Source organism: Bacteroidales bacterium (assembly GCA_035353855.1).
Classification (GTDB): Bacteria; Bacteroidota; Bacteroidia; order Bacteroidales; family CG2-30-32-10; genus DAOQAK01.
Genome location: DAOQAK010000032.1, coordinates 14,283 through 35,021, shown reverse-complemented (window position 1 = coordinate 35,021; position 20,739 = coordinate 14,283). Strand labels below are relative to the sequence as shown.

Below are 20,739 nucleotides of genomic sequence, written 5' to 3'. Positions count from 1 at the left end.
ATTTGCCACACATAAAAAACAAATAAACAAAAATCAAATAAATTATTAATCAATAAATTAAAAACTATGGCAAAGAATTCAACTGGTCAAACGCTGAAAGATGCAATGTCATCCGTTTTTGCAGTTAGCTCCCTGCTAATTGCATTAGCAGCCGCAATTGCGATTTTCATCTTCGTAATGGGAAACCCGGATAACTTTCAAGGAGGAAATCCTGAAGGAACACCAATACCCGGTAACTTTTTAGCAATGATGTATAAAGGAGGTATAATCGTTCCTATACTTCTTACTTGCGTATTAGTAATTATGATTTTCTCTCTCGAAAGATTAATCACTATAGAAATGGCTAGAGGTGGCAGTGTTGGTTATGCTACATTTAAACTTATATTAAGACTTGTTTCTTTCCTATTGGTTTTAGGAGGTTTTGCATATTTAATTTTAGTAAAAGATATGATTATCGGTCCAATTTTAATTGTTGCAGCTTTAATTGTTTTCGGAATTTTATCATTAGGAATGAGTAAATATAATGCAGGTGCATTTTTAAGGAATCTTCAAACTTTACTGGCTTCTGACCAAATAGAAGCTGCTATTGCAGAATGCGACAAACAAAAAGGTTCTATTGCCAATGTTGCCAGGGCTACATTAGGAAAATACAGAGAATTACAAAATGATACAAGATTAGAAAAGGAACAGAAAGTACTTGCTTTACAGAAAGAATTTGATGAAGCAGCTACCTTAGAAGCTCCTATGTTATCAAAGAATTTAGTATTCCTTTCTACCTTGGCTTCATTATCAGTACTTATTGGACTACTTGGTACAGTATTCGGAATGATCCGTGCATTTGCCGCTTTGGCATCAGCAGGTTCTCCGGATGCTCTTGCTCTTGCAACAGGTATATCAGAAGCTCTTATCAATACTGCATTTGGTATTGGTGGTTCAGCAAGCGCAATTATACTTTTCAACTATTTTTCATCGGTTATTGATGGTATGACTTTTAAAATTGATGAAGCAGGATTCAGCATTGTTCAAACTTTTGCTGCTACTACTAAATAATTAAGACCAATAAACTCATTAATTAAAAAAAATAAAACATGCCAAAAATAAAGCTACCGACCAAATCACCACACATCGACATGACGCCGATGGTGGATTTGTTTTCGTTGCTTTTAACCTTTTTTATGCTTACTTCTACTTTCAGGCCTCAAGAAGCTGCTGTTATTGATACGCCAAGTTCTATTTCTGAAAAACAAGCACCTGAAAAAAATATTATCACCATTTCTATTGCTAAAGATGATAAGATTTTCTTCAATATTGATAACGGTAAAGATTCTTCAACTCATTACCGCAGAGATATACTTGCAAAAATGGGAGAACGATACAATATTAAATTTTCCGAAAAAGAACTGAATAAATTTGAAACATCTTCTTCTTTTGGAATGCCTATTAATATTTTAAAAAGATGGTTAAATACTGAAGATTCAAAAGAAAGGGAAGCTATGGAAATAGGCATCCCAACTGACTCTGCAGATAACCAGCTTGGTTATTGGGTTCGTTATGCACGTATCGTAAACCAGCAAGCAGAAGTTGCCATAAGAGGTGATGCCAATACTGATTACAAAACAGTAAAAAAGGTTATGGACTTAATGCAAGAAAACAAAGTGAATAAATTTAACCTTACAACTAATCTTCAAAAAGAAGAAGTAAAACTTGAAGATTTAAATTAATAATATATTCTTGATATAAAATATAAATTATGGCAGAAATAATCCAGGAAGAAAAACAAGAAAAAGGTCAGAGAAAAAAACCTAAAAAGCACTCCACGCATATTGACATGACTCCTATGGTGGACCTTATGTGTTTGCTTATCACCTTTTTTATGCTTACTACAGCTTTCAGTAAGCCAAAAGTAATGGAAATCACTATGCCGGAAAAATCTGATAAAACTAGCGAGGGTCCTAAAATAAATAAAGACAGAGTTATAAATATTCTTATGTCTGGAGACGATAAACTTTATTGGTATCCCGGTTTGGCTGATCCAAAAACTCCACCACTGCCCGAATTAATAAAAACCGATTACAGCAAAGATGGCATTCGTAAAGTCCTTCTTAATAAAAATAAAAATGTTTTCAAACAGGTTGAAGAACTTAAACAGAAAGTTTTAAAAGGTGACTTATTAATGGCTGACAGTACTTTGAACCGAAAAATTAAGGAAATAAAAAAATCAGACAAAGGCTCGCCAATCGTTCTTATAAAAGCTGATGAAAAAGCTAAGTATAAGAATATTGTTGACATTATCGATGAAATGGCTATTTGCAACATTGCCAGTTACGCTGTTGTTGATATTAGTGATGTGGAACTGGGAATGATTGATGCTGCTAAGTAAAATGAATTTTATTCGTTATAAAAAATAAAAACGAAAATGGCTGAAAAAATAAAAACTGACATCGATGAGATAGTTTTTGAAAAACGTAATAAGGAATATGGAGCCTATTACCTAAGGAAAGCGTATAACCGTTTTGTTACCCGTGCGCTTACTGCTGCAGTAATAGCCCTTGCTCTCGCAGTTATCATTCCTTTTCTTATTTTCAAACAAGCTCATTCGGTAAATGTAGATAAAGAAGTAGGTGTTGTATTTACTGACATGAATAAACCACCGGAAGATGCACCACCTCCTCCACCTCCTCCACCTCCTCCTGAAGCGTTAGAACAAAAGGTGAAATTTACTGCACCTGTTGTTACTGCCGATTCTGTTGAAGATACCGGTGCTCTTAACCAGGATGATTTGAGCCAGCAATCTACAACAACAGCTGTTACAGAAGAAACAGAAATCGTTGTTGAAGAAACTCAAAACCAGGTTATTGAACAGGCTGCACCTATTCTAACCATAGTTGAGCTTATGCCGGGATTTGATGGTGGGGAAGAAAAAATGTATGCATGGCTTGGAGAAAATATTAAATATCCCCAGATTGCCAAAGAAACAAATATAACAGGAACAGTTATCGTAACCTTTGTTGTTGAAAAAGACGGAAGCATTTCCAATGTACAAGTACTAAAAGATATTGGCGGTGGTTGCGGTGAAGAAGCTGTACGTGTTGTTAAAAACATGCCTAAATGGAAACCCGGAAAACAAAATGGTGTTCCTGTACGTGTTCAATTTAACCTGCCTATCAGGTTTACTCTAGAATAGAAATAATATTTCTATATTCCCAAAGCCTTTCTTTTGAAAGGCTTTTTTTATTTATGATTTCATTTGTAATATATGAATTATATTCGCTTTCAACAGATTTGCAAACTGAACGATCAGTTCCGAATTCACATATTATCAAAAAGTGAGCTTATGAGCACAATTAAAAAAAATTGCGAAGCTAATATGATTAAAACAAGTTATGCTGATTTATCCCGATTTGCGGTGGATCAGAAAAAGACATTATGCAATCCATCTGTGTTGAATTACATTATCCAACTTACAAACCAATTACTTACTGATTACTTTAAATTCAGTACGCCTGTTCTTTTGTCGGCCTTCTTCAGAATCATTTGAAGCAAGAGGCTGGTCAAAACCATAACCTTTATATGTAAGTCGATCCGAAGATATTCCATTTTTTACAAGATAATCAACCACTGATTTAGCACGATTTTCAGAAAGTGTTTTATTATATGCTGCTGATCCAATATTATCGGTATGTCCCGATATCTCTATTTTTAAATTAGGCATATCTATAAGCAGTTTTACCAAGCGATCAAGTTCAGAAGTTGATTCTGTTCTAAGTGTTGCTTTATCAAAATCAAAGAAAATATTATTCAACACAATTTTATTACCTACTTCAATTTTCTTCATACGAATATCCTTCACAATTTCTCTAAATCCAGTAGCTGCAGGTATATCAAAATTTTCAGAATGAAATAAATAACCTTCTGCTTTTACGGCAATACCATAATTAACACCCGAAGGCAATGAAACAAGGTATTTACCTGATGCACTATTCGATTCAAAACTTGCTATAACTTCATTCTTCACATTATCGGTTAATTCAATTGTTGCTTTTAAAGCTTCAGAAGATTTATCATCAACAATAGAACCTTTAAGTAAAGTAAGCTGGTTTGATTTGATCTCAACCGTAGATTCAATAACTGTTTCGCTTACAGGAGCTGTAATGCTTGCAAGCAAGTTATCCTCATTATTATTTATAACCGGTTTTTCGGGACCAAGAATTGTAACCATATAAATATCCTGACTACCATATCCACCGGGCATTGCAGAAGAATAGTAACCATGAAGTCCACTTGCTGAAATAGTAAAAAAGACATCATCGTCAGTAGTATTAACAGGATATCCAATATTTTCAGGCTCTGACCATTTTCCATCAATAAATTCTGATTTAAAAATATCATAACCACCCATTGTTTTATGACCTTTAGAACTAAAATACAATGTTTTTCCATCGGGATGCATGAACACACCTTCTTCATCCATATCAGTATTAATAACATTACCAATATTAACCGGCTCTGTCCATTTATTCTTATCATTTTTCTTGGTAACATAAATATCACTTCCGCCAAAACCACCGGGTTTATCGCTTACAAAATAAAGTGTACGACCATCGGGGCCAAAAGATGCGCCGGATTCATGATAATTGGTATTGATTTGTTTTGAAAGTCTTTCCGGTTTTCCCCATTGGTTTCCATCAAGTTTACATTCATAAATATCACCTCCATTTTCTCCTTTGTATATCAGCAGAGTTTGTCCGTCAGGAGAGATTCCAACAGTAGCATCATGTGTTTCTGAATTTAACGGTTTACCGGGATTTATAGAAGGCGACCAAACATTATCTTTATTATATGATATATAAATATCTTCAAAATATTTAAAATCGGTTGGGTCTTTAGCTCCACCGGTAGTATTTTCATGCCGTGCGGTAAAAAACAGTGTTGATTCGTCAGCAGTAATAATAGGACTATATTCAGGAAGCGTTGAGTTTATTGAAGTTCCCATATTATCAATAAAAACCCGAATAGGATTTTTTACCAATTCAGCACCATATTGGGCTTGTGTAATTCTTCGTTCAATTTCTTTTGAAATTTTTTCTAATTCTGTAGGCGACAATGATTCTTTGTATGTCTTAAATTCGAATTGTGCTTTATCAAAGTCATAATTGAAATGATAAGCCTGTCCAAGCAGATAATGTAAGTCGGCTGCAATATTAGAATTAAGTTTTACAGCGCTTTCAAAATAAGGTATTGATTTTTTCTTATCAGGAGAATTCAAAAAACATTTTCCTAATTTATAATTAAGTAATGCATTATTAGGATTAAATGCCTGCGCTTTTAAATAATGATCAATGGCGATCGTGAAGTTCCCCCCACCCAGTTCATATAAATCATCACCTGCTCCGAGTTCTTTTAAAGCTTCTTTTAATTCTGATTTTTGATCAGGAAAATTTTTTTTATCAAATTCAACATTTTTCTGTGCAAATCCAATGTTGAGAATAAAAACTAAAATCAATGATACGATATAGAATTTTATTGTGCGCATAAAATTATTTTTTCAGGTTAATAAAATATTATTTACACTTTCCGGAATAAGTCTCGGCAGAAGTAATTCCAAGTGTTGCTGCCTTTTTCCAATCTTCACATGCTCCTTTTACATCACGCAGCATTTCTTTTGAAATTCCCCTATTTAAATAAGCATAACCATAATTCTCATTTAATTTAATTGCTTTGTTATAATCTTCAACAGCGCTTTTATATTCTTTTTTCTTATAATACGCATTGCCCCTGTTATTGTATGCATAAGCATAATCCTGTTTTAAATTTATGGCCTGTGTAAAATCTTCAATAGCGCCTGAGTAATCTCCCAATTCCATTTTAACGCTACCCCTGTTATTATAGGCAATGTAATATGAAACATCTATTTTTATTGCAGCAGTATAATCATCAAGAGCATCTTTCAGATTGCCTAATTTTTTTTCAACACTTCCTAAATTATTAAATGCAAATGCAAGTTTTGGATTTAATTTCACTGCTTTCTGATAATCTTCTTTAGCACCTTTTAAATCATCAAGCATTTTTTTTGCACTTCCCCTGTCATTGTATGCATAAGCATAATCCGATTTATTTTTTATAGCATTAGTAAAATCGTCTGATGCTTTTTGATACTCGCTATTTTCAAAATAAATTCCGCCGCGGTAATAGTATGCTTGTGCATAAGCAGTATTTATTTTTATTGCATTGCTATAATCTTCAATTGCTCCCGTTTTATTATCCTGTGCGTATTTAACCTGAGCACGGCTAAAAAAAGCTTTATCGTTACCAGGATTTAATTCAATTGATTTATTAAAATCGGTAAGGGCACCTGAATAATCTTTTAGTTCAAATTTTACAGAACCCCTGTTGTAATATGCTTTTTCAAATTCAGGTTTTAGTGTTATCGCTTCATTGAATTTTGCCAAAGCATCGTTATAGCTTTTTGCATCATACAAAGTGATGCCTTCGTTGTAAAGCTTTTCTGCTTTCTGGTCGTCAACACCTTTAGCAACAATAGTATCCTGTGAATGCGCAATATTAATAAAATAAATTGCGAAAAGAAAAATCAGAAAATATTTTTTCATGTGGAAGAAATTTTATCATCAAATTTTAACGCAAGATAATAAAAATGTTTCCATTTTTGAAATAATAAACACAAAAGAATTCATATCAGCCATTTAGAAATGATTTCCGCAATTACAAAAACCCCAAAAGATATGCTGGCAAAACCATTTAATGTAACAAAGGCCAGGTTGATACGACTTAAATCGGATGGCTTTACAATTAAATGCTGATAGATTAAAAGTAAAATATATATTAATGAGCCTATCCAGTAAAACATTCCAAAATTCAGAAAAATTCCGTTGTATATAATTATTGCAGCTGTAACAAAATGAAATAATCCTGAAAGAATCAATGAATTTTTTATACCAATAACTACAGGAATTGATTTAAGGTTTTGTGACTTATCGAACTCAATATCCTGTAATGCATAAATTATATCGAAACCGGAAACCCAGAAAAGAACAGCAAATGAATAAAGCACAGGTACTACTGCAAAATGCGCAGTTACTGCAATGTAAGCTCCTATAGGCGCCAATGCCAAACCTAATCCCAGCACTAAATGGCATAACGGCGTAAAACGCTTGGTATAACTGTAACCCATAATTACAAGCAAAGCCACTGGAGAAAGGAAGAAACATAATAGGTTAATAAAATATGTTGTAACTATAAATGCTGTTGCTGAAACTATTGTAAACACAAGTGCTGTAGTAGGAGAAATTTTTCCGGAAGGTATTTCGCGTATTGCTGTTCTGGGATTTTTTTTATCGAAACTACGGTCAAGGTAGCGGTTAAAAGCCATTGCAGAACTGCGAGCCAATACCATGCAAAGAAATACCAATAAAAAAAGTTTTATATCAAAATTATTATATATCTCATCAGAACCAAGGAAGAAGCCTATGAATGCAAAAGGTAAAGCAAAAACAGTATGAGAGAATTTTACCAAAGAAAAATATTTTGCAATTGAAGAAAATATTTTCATTTATATATTGTTTTATTTTAAACCGATTTTCACATGCAAATTTAAAATTAATATCAGATAATTTGAATGAATATATTATTAAAATATCAGGGTTTTATTTATCTTCGTTGAATGAATAAAGCCTCTGTCATACATCAATACCTGCATTATTATTTTTCGTCAAAAACCCGTTACGATATTCATTCTCCATTTATTTATGATTTTGTTTGTAATGTAATAAAAAGCAAAACCAACAATAAAGGAATAACAGATATTGAACATTTGCGAAAAGAACTTAAAAAAAATAATTCGGAAATATTAGTTACCGACTTTGGTGCAGGCTCGGTAAATAATAAAAATAAAACAAAAACCATCAGCGACATAGCAAAGCATTCGCTGAAAAGCAGGAAATACGCATTATTACTATATCGGTTGGTAAAACATTACAAGCCTTCGAAAGTTTTGGAACTGGGCACAAGCCTTGGTATCAGCACATGTTACATGGCTAAAGCAAATCCTGAAACTAAAATTATTACTATTGAAGGCTGTAAAAATATTTCTGAAATTGCAAAAGATAATGCTAACAAATTAAGTTTAAAAAATATTGAATTCATTACAGGAAATTTTGATGACATCCTTAAAACCTTTGTCAGTCAGAATAAGCCTGAATTTATTTTTTTTGATGGAAATCATACAGAGGAAGCTACTTTAAAATATTTTGAAACTGCTCTGCAATTTATTAATAACGAAAGCGTTTTCATTTTCGATGATATTAACTGGTCGGAGGGAATGAAACACGCATGGGATAAAATAAAAAACCATACATCAGTAAAAGTTTCTATCGATCTGTTTTTTATTGGGATGGTATTTTTCCGTAAAGAATTGAGTAGAGAAAGTTTTGTTATCCGATATTAAACAATAAATCGATACATTTGCAATAACACTATGATTCATAAATAAAATGGCAGAAAAAGAAGAAGTAATACGATTTGATCATATAACAAAGAACTATAAAGTGGGAACTGAAATAGTTCGGGCATTACGTGATATTTCATTATGCATTTACAGGAATGAATATGTAGCATTAATGGGACCATCCGGTTCAGGGAAATCGACTTTAATGAATATTCTTGGTTGCCTTGATTCGCCTACTGACGGACAATATATACTAAACGGCACTGATGTAAGTTCACTTTCCGATTTCAATCTTGCAGTGATCCGTAACAAGGAAATTGGTTTTGTATTTCAAACTTTTAATTTACTTCCCCGCGCTACAGCTCTTGATAATGTTGCTTTACCTTTAATATATGCCGGTTTCGGGAAAAATAAAAGAATAGAAAGAGCAACAGAAGTTTTAAAAAGCGTTAACCTTGAAGATCGAATTACACATCGTCCAAATGAACTTTCGGGGGGCCAGCGTCAGCGTGTTGCAATCGCAAGAGCATTAGTAAATAATCCGTCAATTATTCTTGCCGATGAACCCACTGGAAACCTGGATTCAAAAATTTCAATTGAAATCATGGGGCTTTTTGAAGAAATTCATAAAGCAGGAAATACTATTATCATTGTAACCCACGAAGAAAGTATTGCTCTTCATGCGCACCGCATCATCCGATTGATTGACGGGAAAGTAGCATCCGATGATATCAATAAAAACATTACAACATACAACAAAGCTATTTTAGATTATGCCGACGAAAAAAAACAAAGCTAAAATATATACAAAAACAGGAGACTTCGGCGAAACCTCGTTGCTTGGAGGTATGCGCATCCCCAAGTTTCACAAACGGATTGTTGCATATGGAACACTCGATGAACTGAATTCATACATAGGATATTTACGCGATGTAATTTCCGATACAGATACTAAAAAAATTTTGCTTCAAATCCAGAATAAATTATTTACAGCCGAATCGCTGCTTGCAGCCGAAAATGAAAAAGCCGCAGAAAAGTTACCAAAAATAAAAACCGAAGACATTACACTTCTTGAACAAGAAATTGATACCATCAGTGAAACATTACCCGAACTGAATTCGTTTATAATACCCGGTGGTCATTCAATCGTTTCACTTTGCCATATCACACGTTGCGTATGCCGTCGCGCTGAACGCGTTACTCTTGAACTTGCAGCTCATAATGAAGTTGATAAACTTATAATACAATACCTGAACAGGCTTTCCGATTTTTTGTTCATTCTTGCCCGTAAAATTGCAAGAGATAATAATATTGAAGAAATTATTTGGAAACCTTAATTACTATTCAAAATGTATTTATTCAGTAAACTGAAAAACCAATCATATATTTTTCCTTTTGTTTTTATTTTTTTGTTTTGCTTCTCTTTGTCTGTAAAAGCATCTATTCCTTGTGATACTATAAAAAAGAAAAATAAAAACAAAGAGAAACCTGTTTCAAATGAAGATGAATATTACAAAAAAACCTTTCTTCGTTACGAAGATTATACTTATAAAGAAAATATCAATACCATCTTATTTTATAAAGATGGATTTGAATTATCTCCTCCTCTTTTACAACTTGGCTCAGACGAGGAATTAATACTTAGTTTTGATGATTTCAGCGATGATATAAAATCATACAAGTATACGATCATTCATTGCGATGCCGGTTGGAAACCTTCGGATATGCTGCAAATGGATTATATTGATGGGTTCAATGACGATTATATAAACACCTATTCTCCTTCGTTTAATACCTTGCAGAAATATTATCATTACGATTTAAAATTCCCTTCAGAAAATCTTCGTCCCACAAAATCAGGAAATTATATTTTAAAAGTTTTTGAAAATGATGATACCGAAGAAAACCTTGTACTGACAAGACGTTTCATGATATTTGAACAAAAGGTTGATGTAGTAGGAGAAGTAAAGCGCGCTACGTCGAACGAAGATATGTTTTATAAACAGGAAGTTGATTTTTCCATTTCAAATCCATCATATACTATTTCTAATCCTTACATTGATTTAAAAGTTATCATACAGCAAAATAATCGCTGGGATAATGCAGTGTATGATATTAAACCAAAATATGTAAAAGACAACAAGCTTGTTTATGATTACGAAGACATCAATGTTTTTAATGGCGGTAATGAATTCAGGCATTTCGACACAAAAAGCATTCGGTTTATTTCTGACCGTATAAATAAAGTTGTTCGTGATTCGCTGGGTTATGAAGTATACCTGTTGCCTGATGAACGTCGCTCATATAAAGTTTACTCATCTGAAACTGATATCAATGGATTGAAGTTTATTAAAACAGATGATGCCATTAAAAGCAGCGATATTGAAGCAGAATATGCTTATGTACATTTTGTATTACCTTATTACGAACAAATTGCCGAAGGAAATATTTATATTTTTGGCGCGCTTACCGACTGGCAATATAAAAAAGAAGCCATCATGAAATATGATAAAACACATAGTGCATATACAGGAACATTATATCTTAAACAAGGCTACTACAATTACGAATATGTTCTGTTGAATAACAATGAAAAAACAGGCGATGAAACTTTTATTGAAGGAAATCATTTCGACACTGAAAATGATTATACCATCTACGTATACAACCAGGAACAAGGAACAAGCTACGACAGGCTGATCGCTGTAAAAAAATTAAATTCTTTCAGGAAATAAATTGCATATAAAATTAAAAATTTTGTCAGCCACGTTTAGATTTGTTTTAGATTGATGACAACAGGTTAAACCCAGATTACGCAATAGAAAATTCAATTACTGAAAATCCATAAGTTCATAATGCGTAGCATTAGAACTTTTTAAATAATAAAAATACCTGCACTTATTGCCCGTCAACGGTTTTATACTTCGGCTGAACGAATTTGCAAAATAATGCAAATTCATTCGCTCAGTATTACTGAATCTAAACGACTTTGACTTTGCAAATTCGTCAAGATTCAGTATAATCAAATTCTTAATTTTATTTTATCTAATTTTTTGCCTATTACATAATTTGGGTTTAATGCAATTTTAATGTCTCATTAACCCCGTTTTAATTGCAGCTTTTTATTACAACAATAGATTTGTCAAATCATAATAATAAAATAATACAAGTAAATTTTAAATTTAACAACATGAAAAAAATAAAATTAATCACAATCATAGCAATATTAATTGCAATGTCGCTCACTAAAAGCTACGCTCAGTTTACATTTAGTGTAAGTCCGGGTTTACAATTAAACAGTGCTACTTTCGGCATAAAGAAAAATAATTTTGTTCCATTTTTTAGCCTTCAAATGATAAATGGAAATGTTAACTATATTGAAACCGGAAGAAGGTATGATTCAAATATGGGTAGCATTGTAAGTTATAAAGATGAATATAAATATTCATTAACTGTTTTGGCTCCTTCACTGGGATTAAAATATTTCATTAAAGAAAACAATAAGCTTAAAGCCTTTCTTAGTACAGGTTTTATAAAGTTTTTTCCATTTGGGAAAGTTGAAGACAGTAGTGACCCATCAGCCAATGAAGATTTTAAAGAAAATTTAAAAGGGATTAACGCGTTAGGATTTCAATTCGGCTTTGGTACTGAATATTTCTTCGACGATAACTTTAGTATAGGTGGAGAATTTGGGTATAGGTTTCTTCATTTAAAATATAAATACGAAGATGATGTTCTTGTTTATGATCCTAATTTAGGAACAGATGTGTCAACAAAAAGAACATATGACAATAAGTATAACTTAAACCCAACATATATAAAGCTTTCATTGAATTTTTATTTTGACAAAAAATGAAGCCCCCAGCCGCAGAGCAGTGGGGTATCGATAAGTATTTCTTTTTTTGCTCAGCAAGCTGCGGAGTATTCAATCATTTATCCCGTTCTGATTGTATCGGAACGCATCTGCTATCGGGATTTCTATTTCGCCGGCAAGGCTGGCGTTCAACTTACAAATTTCAATTCAGAATGTTTTTGAAATTTGAGTTTCACGAATAAAAAGAAACCCCGCTGAATCAGCGGGGTTTCTTAATTTTTATTGTAGAGGTTTTACCACTTCAATCAATTCGGGTAAATCCATTCCTATTTCTTTTAAATGTTCAATTGTAGGAACTCCGTTTTTGGTCCAGCCTCTTCTTTGATAAACTGCATCGAGCAACTGTTCATAACGATCTTCACGATATTTACGAGTGATTGCAACTTTCTCAGTAGTTGATTTTCCGGTTGGATCAACACCAATCAGTTCTTTCATTTGCTTGTCATAACGTTCCTGTCTTGATTCATATTCTTCATTAGTTACAGGTCCACAAGCACGGTAAGGTTGAGCATCATGTTTGCGCAAGCCGTATCCCCTGCGGATACTGAATATCCTCTGGAAATTATATACTCTTTCCGATTGAAGTATCAATCCTTTATTATCAAGTGGTAATCCTGTAACTGCGGTGAATATTGTCAGGTAATTGTCCACATGTTCGGGAACTTTTGCAGGTTCAGCGGTTTGTTTATTATTTTCGGGTTCCACGTCGTTCCATGGTAATTTACATAATCCCATTAAACCGAACCATGTACGGAACATTGGGAAATAATGTAAAGCTTCCGCTTTTTTCTCAAAAGTAGGAATCTGGTTGTTTACCATATCCATAAATATCAGCCATGCTTCATCGTGCTGAGGACCTTTATTGGTCATGGCATAACCTCCTTGCTGAGCAAGCGATTCCTTTGAAACATACTGAGAATATTCAAGACCTTTATTTTCCATGCCTATATCCTGCATAAACTTAAGATCGCCCCAGCCGTTCTTTGCAAATAATTCTTTCATCTTACGAACACCGAGTCCTGCAATTTTCCCAAAACCTTCGCCACGTGCCATTTGATGCAGCATTTCCATTACTGCATCCCAGTTTCCAAAATTCAATTCCAGTCCGCCTGTTCTTTCTTTATTTAAAATTCCGTTCTCATAACATTCCATAATGAAAGCAGTAAGCGTTCCATAAGTGATAGTGCATATTCCATATGTATCACAATAGAAATTACATTCAATAACATGATCGGCTTCCCATACGCCAATACACGAACCAAGACTTCCGGCTGTTTCATATTCCGGTCCGTCAACAGTAACTTTAGTTCCCTTGTATGGTCCGGTTTTTAATTCAAAATTATCAACTGCTTTTGCACAGGCCATAGTACATCCAATCCAGCAACCATCGGGTAATCCCTGTGTAAATTTCGATTTCCATATTTCAGAATGAAGTCCGCCGGCTTTGGGATGACTTCCGAATTTAAAGTTATGAGTAGGCAACAAATCATAATCGTTCATGATCTCAACAAGGTGAGCAGTGCCTTTGGTACGCATTTCACATTGTTTATCGTCGAGTTCACGAATTTCTTTATTGAAACGTTTCCCGCGTTCAGCAATAGCTTCGAGGTTTACAACATTATTTAAATTTCCTTTTACACCTGAATATTTACAAACTATTGCTTTAATTTTTTTATCTCTTAAAACGGTTCCTATTCCACCACGACCGGCTTGTTTTAAGCGGCAGACTTTTCTTCTCGGATCCCAGAAACTAAAATTAAGCATACCTATAAGACTGTGCTGTGCTGCCATTCCGGCTGATACAACAGCAACATTCATCCTGTCTTTTTCATCATTGGCATACATCATTGTGAGTTCTTCAGCAAGAATATGGCTGTCGATAGTTTCTTCAGGCGCTTCTTCAATAGTAATTCTTGAATTAACACCATCAATCACAATAATCACTTCTTTTTCTGATTTTCCTTGTAATTCCAATGAATCAAATCCAGAGAATTTCAGGAATGGTCCAAAATACCCGCCAACATTACTGTCTATAACTACATCCGTTTGCGGAGAAATGGCAACAACCAATGATTTTCCTGTGCCGGAATACTGAGTAATACCGGCAATTGGTCCCGGAGAAATTACAATTTCATTATCGGGGTCATTCCATTTTGTATCGGGTTTTGTTGCATCCCACAACAACCTTAAACCAAAACCTTTTCCGCCGATAAATTTTTCTTTCATCTGCTGGCTTACCGGTTTTTCATTTATAGTATTATCAGAAACATTAACGTATAATGTACGGTTATTATAACCTTTGTCAATGGGAGCCGATTTATATTTGTATTCTTTCAACAATACATGTCTGGCTTTCATTTCCTCTATGTTTTTCATAAATTCAATTATTTTATTTTGGTAATTATTCTTTACAAAATTATAAATTTAAGTCATTCAAAAAAATATTTTCTCATTATGTAATGCAGTGCATATCGTGGGATTCAAAAAAATAAATTTTCAAAACTATCGATAAGAAATTAAGCCGGCTCATTAAAAATAAATTAAACAATCATTAACACCTATAATATATTATAATATTCGCATACCATTTCAAATACATTGTTAAACAAGGTCTGTAACACAAATTATATCGGGTTAACCGAATCAGAAATAATAATTCGTATTTTAGATTTTTATTAGTTTCACTTTAGTATAACTTTTTTTTGTTAATCATTTAAGATAATATTTATGTTTAAAAGCACCTAAATCGATTGAGTTTAATTGACTTTAGAAACAATATGTATTATATTTGCAAACTTAATTTTTACCGACTATAATTTTATATAAAAATATTTTAAAGTATTATATTATGAAAAATGAAGAATTGAACGGTTGTCCCGGAGAAGATACCAGAAAAACAAATGAAAAAAAAGAAAAAAAAAGAGTAATTTCAACCAGCATCGCATTAAGAGAACATGCCGAGTTTCATAACTGCCATACCGAAAAAAGTGTAAAAGAAGATATCGCTTTTTTAAAATTGGTATATGGCGATAAACTTAAACTTTCAGAACACGATGTAACTATTGATTTTATTAATAATTTAAAAATAATCAGTAAAGAAATTTATTTCTTTCTGAAAAATTTCGAGATAGATTTGAATCCGCAAAGTTATATTAAAAGTAAATATGAATTTATAACACACCAGATACCCAATGCCGACCCTCATCTCCTCTATCTGGCATGGAACGGGTTAATACAGAATGACAGTTTCAGAAGACTATTACTCCAGATATTCAGCATTAGCAAATTCAGTGATATGCTTTGCCCGCAAAATATTCCTTCATACGGCTCGTCACTTACAAGATACCGTACCAAGCTTATCCTTGCCGATGATATGGCCACTAATCCCGATGGCAGCAGAAGAACGATAGGGAGAACACTTGATGATGGAAGCGGCTTATCCATGCAGGAAGCGATAATATGGCTGCCTAATGGGAAAGCCATTCCAATGTTTGCCCAGGCTTATGTCCCGCTGAATCAAACGCAGGTAATCCTTATCCGGCATGGCAAATCAATTCATGAATCGGGTGGAGATAATCCTGAATTTGTTGGTTCAGGCTTTTGGGATACCTGGAACAGCAATCGCCGCATTCCCGGAATATGCAGTAATTTCCTTAAAGAAGAAGGAATTGCAACGGCTAAAGAATTGGGAAAAGATTTTAAAGTAGCTGTTGATATACTTGATCAAAGCGGATACCCCCTTTGGGCTTGGTCGAAAGATAATCCGATACAGGTTTATGGCAGCGAATCGGAAAATACTGAACAAACAGCCCGACATTTCCTTCAAGAAGCCGGATACACTAACATGACATTTAATGCAATGTTTGGTATCAATTCACAAAAATATGGCGCGCTGACTTTCAGAAATAAAAAAGAAATCACTAATGAAGCTATAAAAATATACAGCGGAGGAAAAGAGCCTACTCCTGAAATTCAAAGCAGGGTTTCAAAAATGTTCAAGAACCGTTTCTATCATTATCCTGAAGGCGAAACATTAATTGAAGCCGACTGGCGTATTGCATACACATTTGTAGATTTACTGAACAAAAATCTCGGTAAACGAATTTTACTTGCTGATCATTCTGGCGCTATCAGGGTGTTTGAAGCGATCATACGCACACTTGACTTTGCTGAATACAGCACAATCAAAGAAGCACAGGATTCCATCATTGCATTGTGCTATCAACCGGGACGTAATCTCCGTTATGATTATTTACAGAAAAAAGAATACCCGCTTAGAATCAGAAAGAAATAATTTTCCGTAAAATAATTTACATTTTATGTTTAATAGTGCAACCATTTATATCGGTAATTTATTTCTTTTTGTATTATCGTTAATTGTAGTTTTTCTTTTGATACGTATAAGTTATTTCCGAAAACTTTCTGAAACTGATCGTATGACCTCACTGATGAATTACCATGGGATGTGCAGGAAAATAGACCAACTCAGGAAACATAAAATACCTTTTTCATTGGTTATAGTTGATATTGATAATTTCAAAATTTTTAATGAACACAGCTATAAATTAGGAGATGATGTTCTAAAAGAATTTGCCGGTTTAATAAAAAATACTTTTCATGAACAGGCATTGCTTTCGCGTTTCCGTATCGGAGATGAATTTATTATTGTTTTTCAAAATAAAAATCTCAACGAAACAAAACATGAAATCGACAAGTTCAAAGAAGTTTGTACAAATCATCATTTCAAATGTCTTAAAGATTTTTCTATTCATTCTATAAACTTTTCGGAAGGTTATTCTGAATATAATGCAACGATTGATTCGATCGAAAAACTTTTTTCAGAAGCCGAAAAATTATTGAAAAAAAATAAATCGCAAAAATTCCCGATTTATAATTAGCTACTTATCAACGCAAAACAAAATTAAAAATAATGTCGTTATGTTTTGTTAAACATATCGCTTATGTTTATAATTTTACAAAAAATTTAAACTATCATCATACTATGAATAATGCCGTATTTAATTTTGAAGATCCTAAGAATGAAAATGTATTAAACTACGAGCCAAAAAGCAATGAGCGCTCCAATTTAATTAAAGAGTTAGAAAAGCAAAGCAAACAACAAATTGAAATTCCCCTGATAATTGGAGGGAAAGAAATAAGAACAGGGAAAATCGGGAAAGTGGTAATGCCTCATGATCACAAGCATGTATTGGCAACTTATCACATGTCAACCGAGAAAGAAGTAAAACTGGCAATTGATGAAGCCATGAAGGCACGCAAGGAATGGGCAGATCTTTCATGGGTTGTACGTTCTTCTATACTTGTAAAAGCTGCTGACCTGATGTCAATACGTTATCGTTTTTTATTAAATGCAGCAACCATGCTCGGACAAAGTAAAAATGCATACCAGGCAGAAATTGATTCAGCATGTGAAGCTATCGACTTCCTGCGATATAATGCATACTTTGCATCAAAAATATATTCCAGCCAGCCTAAATCAGGGTTCAACCAGTTGAACAGGATGGAGTACCGTTCATTAGAAGGTTTTGTGTTCACTGTAAGTCCATTTAATTTTACAGCCATTGCTTCAAACCTGAATATGGCACCGGTATTAATGGGAAACACTACTTTATGGAAACCTGCAACCACATCAATTCTATCAAATTATTATCTAATGCAGGTATTCAAAGAAGCAGGACTGCCTGATGGGGTAATTAATTTTGTTCCCGGAAGCGGTTCTTTGATAGGCGGAATAGCTATTCAAAATAAAGATCTTGGAGGTATTCATTTTACAGGCTCTAATAAAACATTTAATTCATTATGGAGCAGCGTAAGTGAAAACCTAAAAAATTATAAATCATACCCAAGAATTGTAGGTGAAACCGGTGGAAAAGATTTTGTTTTTGTTCATCCTTCTGCAAAACCTTTGGAAGTGGCAGTTGGCATAATTCGCGGCGCTTTTGAATACCAGGGACAGAAATGCTCGGCTGCATCGAGAAGCTATATACCAAAATCACTTTGGGCAGAAACAAAAAAATATCTTGTTGAAATGTGTTCTGAAATAAAAATTGGCGATGTAAGAGAATTTTCAAATTTCATGAATGCAGTAATTGATGAATCGGCCTTCGATACAATTATGAATTACATTGAAGAAGCAAAACAATCAACTGTAGCAAAAATCATCACCGGAGGCAAAGGAAATAAATCGAAAGGATATTTTATTGAACCTACAATCATTGAAACTAACGATCCATATTTCAAGACCATGCAGGAAGAAATCTTTGGACCTGTAATGACCATTTATGTTTACGATGACATTGATCTTGATAAAACTTTGGATTTATGCGATTCAACATCTCCTTATGGTTTAACAGGTGCAATATTTTCAAACGACCGTGTTGCTGCAGCGCATGCATGTAACAAGCTAAGATACGCAGCAGGCAACTTTTATATAAACGATAAACCCACCGGCGCTATGGTAGGATTCCAGCCTTTTGGCGGAGCAAGAGGTTCGGGTACCAATGATAAAGCCGGGGGTGAACTTAATTTATTGCGTTGGACAAGCCCACGAACAATAAAGGAAACATTTGCCCCTGCAACAGATTATAAATATCCATTCATGATGAGTTAAATAAACTTCCAGAAATAAAAATAAAATAATATGAATAATAATGTAATTAATTTTGAAGATTCAAAAAAAGAAGTCGTTATAACCAACGAACCTAAGTTAAAAGAACGCTCTAATCTTAGTAAAGATTCAGATAAAGAAAAAATAAAAAAAGTGCTTGACCGCTTTGGTATCAAGGCTGTGAATGAAGGTGTATGTACAGGCACTACATGGTTTAAATCCGAAGGAGATATCACAAGTTCTGTTTCACCAATTGATAATACTGAAATTGCAAAAGTTAAAAATGCAACAATTAAGGATTATGAAATGGTTGTAAAAAAAGCTGAAGAAGCTTTTAAAATATGGCGTGAAGTTCCTGCTCCACACAGAGGTGAAATAGTAAGGCAGATAGGTCTTGCACTGCGCGAAGCAAAAGAAGATCTGGGTTTTCTTGTTTCATTGGAAATGGGAAAGATTTACCAGGAAGGTATGGGCGAAGTACAGGAAATGATAGATATATGCGACTTTGCTGTTGGACAATCCCGCTTATTAAATGGATTTACCATGCATTCAGAAAGAAGAGATCATCGTATTTACGACCAGTATCATCCATTAGGAATTATTGGATTAATTACATCATTCAATTTTCCAGTTGCCGTATGGGCATGGAATTCTATGCTGGCAGCCATTTGCGGCGATGTTGTAATATGGAAACCCAGCTCAAAAACTCCTTTATGCGCTATTGCCACACAAAATATCATTACTGATGTTCTCAAAAAAAATAAACTTCCTGAAGGAATTTTCAATATGGTCATTGCAAAATCATCAGTACTTGGCGATAATTTTGTTGCCGATAAACGGATTCCTTTATTTTCAATTACCGGTTCTACAAGAGTTGGTAAAAGAGCCGGGGCAATCATTGGAGAACGGCTTGGGAAATCCATACTCGAATTAGGAGGGAACAATGCAGTTATCATTTCAGATTCTGCCGATCTTAATATGGCAATAGCATCAACAGTGTTTGGAGCTGTAGGTACATGCGGACAACGTTGTACTTCAACCAGAAGAATTATCGTTCATAAAAAAGTATATAACGAAGTAAAATACAATCTTATTAATGCATATGAACAGATAAAAGAAAAAATAGGAAGCCCGCTTAAAGAAACAACATTGGTTGGACCTTTGGTTGATAAAGCAGCTGTAAACGCATTTGTTAATGCAATAAATGAAGTAAAAAAAGAAGGAGACAAAGTATTGTTTGGAGGTGAAGTACTGGAAGGGTCAAAATATCCTTCAGGAAACTATGTGGTTCCGGCACTTGTTGAAGCACAAAATAATTATAAAATCGTACAGGAAGAAACTTTTGCTCCTATTCTTTATCTGATTAAATACAGCGGCAGCATTGATGAAGCCATTGCAATTAACAACAATGTTCCCCAGGGGTTATCTTCATCTATCTTCACATTGAACATGCGTGAAGCAGAAAAATTCTTATCAGATTCCGGTTCCGATTGCGGACTTGCAAACATAAACGGCGGCACATCCGGTGCTGAAATCGGGGGTGCATTTGGCGGAGAAAAAGATACCGGTGTAGGACGCGAGTCAGGTTCCGATTCATGGAAACAATACATGCGCAGACAAACCAATATGATCAACTACAGTAATGAGCTTCCTTTAGCACAAGGAATAAAATTTGAGTTTTAATTTGTTCATATAAAAATAATAAAAAAGCCGCTCGCAAATTTGCTAACGGCTTTTTTATTATTTTTGTTTCGATATGTTAATAATATCATAACG

At 33.9% G+C, this 20,739-nt stretch carries 17 protein-coding genes; 13 read left to right on the top strand and 4 right to left on the bottom strand.

The features are described 5' to 3' along the window. Positions 1–66: 66 nt before the first annotated feature. From PKK00_09420 to PKK00_09405, 4 genes are read left to right on the top strand one after another with little or no spacing between them, the layout of a single operon-like run. Positions 67–1,050, top strand: coding sequence for a MotA/TolQ/ExbB proton channel family protein (locus tag PKK00_09420; protein HNW98614.1), 984 nt, complete (start codon positions 67–69; stop codon positions 1,048–1,050). A 38-nt stretch (positions 1,051–1,088) separates the two neighbouring features. Further along, positions 1,089–1,721 (top strand): biopolymer transporter ExbD, encoded by a 633-nt coding sequence (locus PKK00_09415; GenBank protein HNW98613.1) that lies wholly within the window; start codon positions 1,089–1,091, stop codon positions 1,719–1,721. 29 nt (positions 1,722–1,750) lie between these two features. After that, complete coding sequence (locus tag PKK00_09410; GenBank protein ID HNW98612.1) at positions 1,751–2,380, top strand: biopolymer transporter ExbD; 630 nt, start codon at positions 1,751–1,753, stop codon at positions 2,378–2,380. Between the two features lie 36 nt (positions 2,381–2,416). Beyond that, positions 2,417–3,184, top strand: coding sequence for a TonB family protein (locus PKK00_09405; GenBank protein ID HNW98611.1), 768 nt, complete (start codon positions 2,417–2,419; stop codon positions 3,182–3,184). A gap of 288 nt (positions 3,185–3,472) precedes the next feature. Here the strand turns inward: PKK00_09405 and PKK00_09400 are convergent, their stop codons facing one another. The 3 genes from PKK00_09400 to PKK00_09390 all read right to left on the bottom strand — a co-directional run bounded on the left by PKK00_09400 (position 3,473) and on the right by PKK00_09390 (position 7,567). Then, on the bottom strand, positions 3,473–5,533 hold the full coding sequence (locus PKK00_09400) for an OmpA family protein (GenBank protein HNW98610.1): 2,061 nt from the start codon (positions 5,531–5,533) through the stop codon (positions 3,473–3,475). Between the two features lie 28 nt (positions 5,534–5,561). Then, positions 5,562–6,608 carry a tetratricopeptide repeat protein gene (locus PKK00_09395; protein ID HNW98609.1) on the bottom strand — a complete coding sequence of 349 codons (1,047 nt, stop codon included), beginning with the start codon at positions 6,606–6,608 and terminating at the stop codon, positions 5,562–5,564. Between the two features lie 80 nt (positions 6,609–6,688). Next, entirely contained in the window at positions 6,689–7,567 is an 879-nt protein-coding gene (locus PKK00_09390) for a UbiA-like polyprenyltransferase (protein HNW98608.1), read from the bottom strand. 111 nt (positions 7,568–7,678) lie between these two features. Here PKK00_09390 and PKK00_09385 point away from each other — a divergent pair, with 111 nt between their 5' ends. The 5 genes from PKK00_09385 (at position 7,679) to PKK00_09365 (ending at position 12,317) form a co-directional block, all read left to right on the top strand. Further along, the gene (locus tag PKK00_09385; GenBank protein ID HNW98607.1) at positions 7,679–8,461 is read left to right on the top strand and encodes a class I SAM-dependent methyltransferase; all 783 of its coding nucleotides are present in this window, start codon (positions 7,679–7,681) and stop codon (positions 8,459–8,461) included. A gap of 46 nt (positions 8,462–8,507) precedes the next feature. After that, a complete protein-coding gene (locus PKK00_09380; GenBank protein HNW98606.1) occupies positions 8,508–9,260 on the top strand; it encodes an ABC transporter ATP-binding protein in 753 nt (250 codons plus the stop codon). Then, the gene (locus PKK00_09375) at positions 9,235–9,798 is read left to right on the top strand and encodes a cob(I)yrinic acid a,c-diamide adenosyltransferase (protein HNW98605.1); all 564 of its coding nucleotides are present in this window, start codon (positions 9,235–9,237) and stop codon (positions 9,796–9,798) included. The genes PKK00_09380 and PKK00_09375 overlap by 26 nt, the downstream gene beginning before the upstream one ends. 12 nt (positions 9,799–9,810) lie before the next feature. Next, entirely contained in the window at positions 9,811–11,196 is a 1,386-nt protein-coding gene (locus PKK00_09370; GenBank protein HNW98604.1) for a DUF5103 domain-containing protein, read from the top strand. A 455-nt stretch (positions 11,197–11,651) separates the two neighbouring features. Continuing rightward, positions 11,652–12,317 (top strand): hypothetical protein, encoded by a 666-nt coding sequence (locus PKK00_09365; GenBank protein ID HNW98603.1) that lies wholly within the window; start codon positions 11,652–11,654, stop codon positions 12,315–12,317. Between the two features lie 237 nt (positions 12,318–12,554). Here the strand turns inward: PKK00_09365 and PKK00_09360 are convergent, their stop codons facing one another. Continuing rightward, the gene (locus tag PKK00_09360; GenBank protein ID HNW98602.1) at positions 12,555–14,711 is read right to left on the bottom strand and encodes an aldehyde ferredoxin oxidoreductase C-terminal domain-containing protein; all 2,157 of its coding nucleotides are present in this window, start codon (positions 14,709–14,711) and stop codon (positions 12,555–12,557) included. Between the two features lie 472 nt (positions 14,712–15,183). Between PKK00_09360 and PKK00_09355 the strand changes: the two genes are divergently transcribed. The 4 genes from PKK00_09355 to PKK00_09340 all read left to right on the top strand — a co-directional run bounded on the left by PKK00_09355 (position 15,184) and on the right by PKK00_09340 (position 20,646). After that, complete coding sequence (locus tag PKK00_09355; protein HNW98601.1) at positions 15,184–16,629, top strand: histidine phosphatase family protein; 1,446 nt, start codon at positions 15,184–15,186, stop codon at positions 16,627–16,629. A 25-nt stretch (positions 16,630–16,654) separates the two neighbouring features. Further along, on the top strand, positions 16,655–17,233 hold the full coding sequence (locus tag PKK00_09350; protein HNW98600.1) for a GGDEF domain-containing protein: 579 nt from the start codon (positions 16,655–16,657) through the stop codon (positions 17,231–17,233). Between the two features lie 104 nt (positions 17,234–17,337). Beyond that, complete coding sequence (gene pruA / locus PKK00_09345) at positions 17,338–18,966, top strand: L-glutamate gamma-semialdehyde dehydrogenase (GenBank protein ID HNW98599.1); 1,629 nt, start codon at positions 17,338–17,340, stop codon at positions 18,964–18,966. A 30-nt stretch (positions 18,967–18,996) separates the two neighbouring features. Further along, entirely contained in the window at positions 18,997–20,646 is a 1,650-nt protein-coding gene (locus PKK00_09340) for an aldehyde dehydrogenase family protein (GenBank protein HNW98598.1), read from the top strand. Positions 20,647–20,739: the final 93 nt, after the last annotated feature.

Coding starts and splice junctions, on each gene's coding strand:
- PKK00_09420 (HNW98614.1), top strand. CDS start 67: ATGGCAAAGAATTCAACTGGTCAAACGCTGAAAGATGCAATGTCATCC.
- PKK00_09415 (HNW98613.1), top strand. CDS start 1,089: ATGCCAAAAATAAAGCTACCGACCAAATCACCACACATCGACATGACG.
- PKK00_09410 (HNW98612.1), top strand. CDS start 1,751: ATGGCAGAAATAATCCAGGAAGAAAAACAAGAAAAAGGTCAGAGAAAA.
- PKK00_09405 (HNW98611.1), top strand. CDS start 2,417: ATGGCTGAAAAAATAAAAACTGACATCGATGAGATAGTTTTTGAAAAA.
- PKK00_09400 (HNW98610.1), bottom strand. CDS start 5,533: ATGCGCACAATAAAATTCTATATCGTATCATTGATTTTAGTTTTTATT.
- PKK00_09395 (HNW98609.1), bottom strand. CDS start 6,608: ATGAAAAAATATTTTCTGATTTTTCTTTTCGCAATTTATTTTATTAAT.
- PKK00_09390 (HNW98608.1), bottom strand. CDS start 7,567: ATGAAAATATTTTCTTCAATTGCAAAATATTTTTCTTTGGTAAAATTC.
- PKK00_09385 (HNW98607.1), top strand. CDS start 7,679: ATGAATAAAGCCTCTGTCATACATCAATACCTGCATTATTATTTTTCG.
- PKK00_09380 (HNW98606.1), top strand. CDS start 8,508: ATGGCAGAAAAAGAAGAAGTAATACGATTTGATCATATAACAAAGAAC.
- PKK00_09375 (HNW98605.1), top strand. CDS start 9,235: ATGCCGACGAAAAAAAACAAAGCTAAAATATATACAAAAACAGGAGAC.
- PKK00_09370 (HNW98604.1), top strand. CDS start 9,811: ATGTATTTATTCAGTAAACTGAAAAACCAATCATATATTTTTCCTTTT.
- PKK00_09365 (HNW98603.1), top strand. CDS start 11,652: ATGAAAAAAATAAAATTAATCACAATCATAGCAATATTAATTGCAATG.
- PKK00_09360 (HNW98602.1), bottom strand. CDS start 14,711: ATGAAAAACATAGAGGAAATGAAAGCCAGACATGTATTGTTGAAAGAA.
- PKK00_09355 (HNW98601.1), top strand. CDS start 15,184: ATGAAAAATGAAGAATTGAACGGTTGTCCCGGAGAAGATACCAGAAAA.
- PKK00_09350 (HNW98600.1), top strand. CDS start 16,655: ATGTTTAATAGTGCAACCATTTATATCGGTAATTTATTTCTTTTTGTA.
- pruA (HNW98599.1), top strand. CDS start 17,338: ATGAATAATGCCGTATTTAATTTTGAAGATCCTAAGAATGAAAATGTA.
- PKK00_09340 (HNW98598.1), top strand. CDS start 18,997: ATGAATAATAATGTAATTAATTTTGAAGATTCAAAAAAAGAAGTCGTT.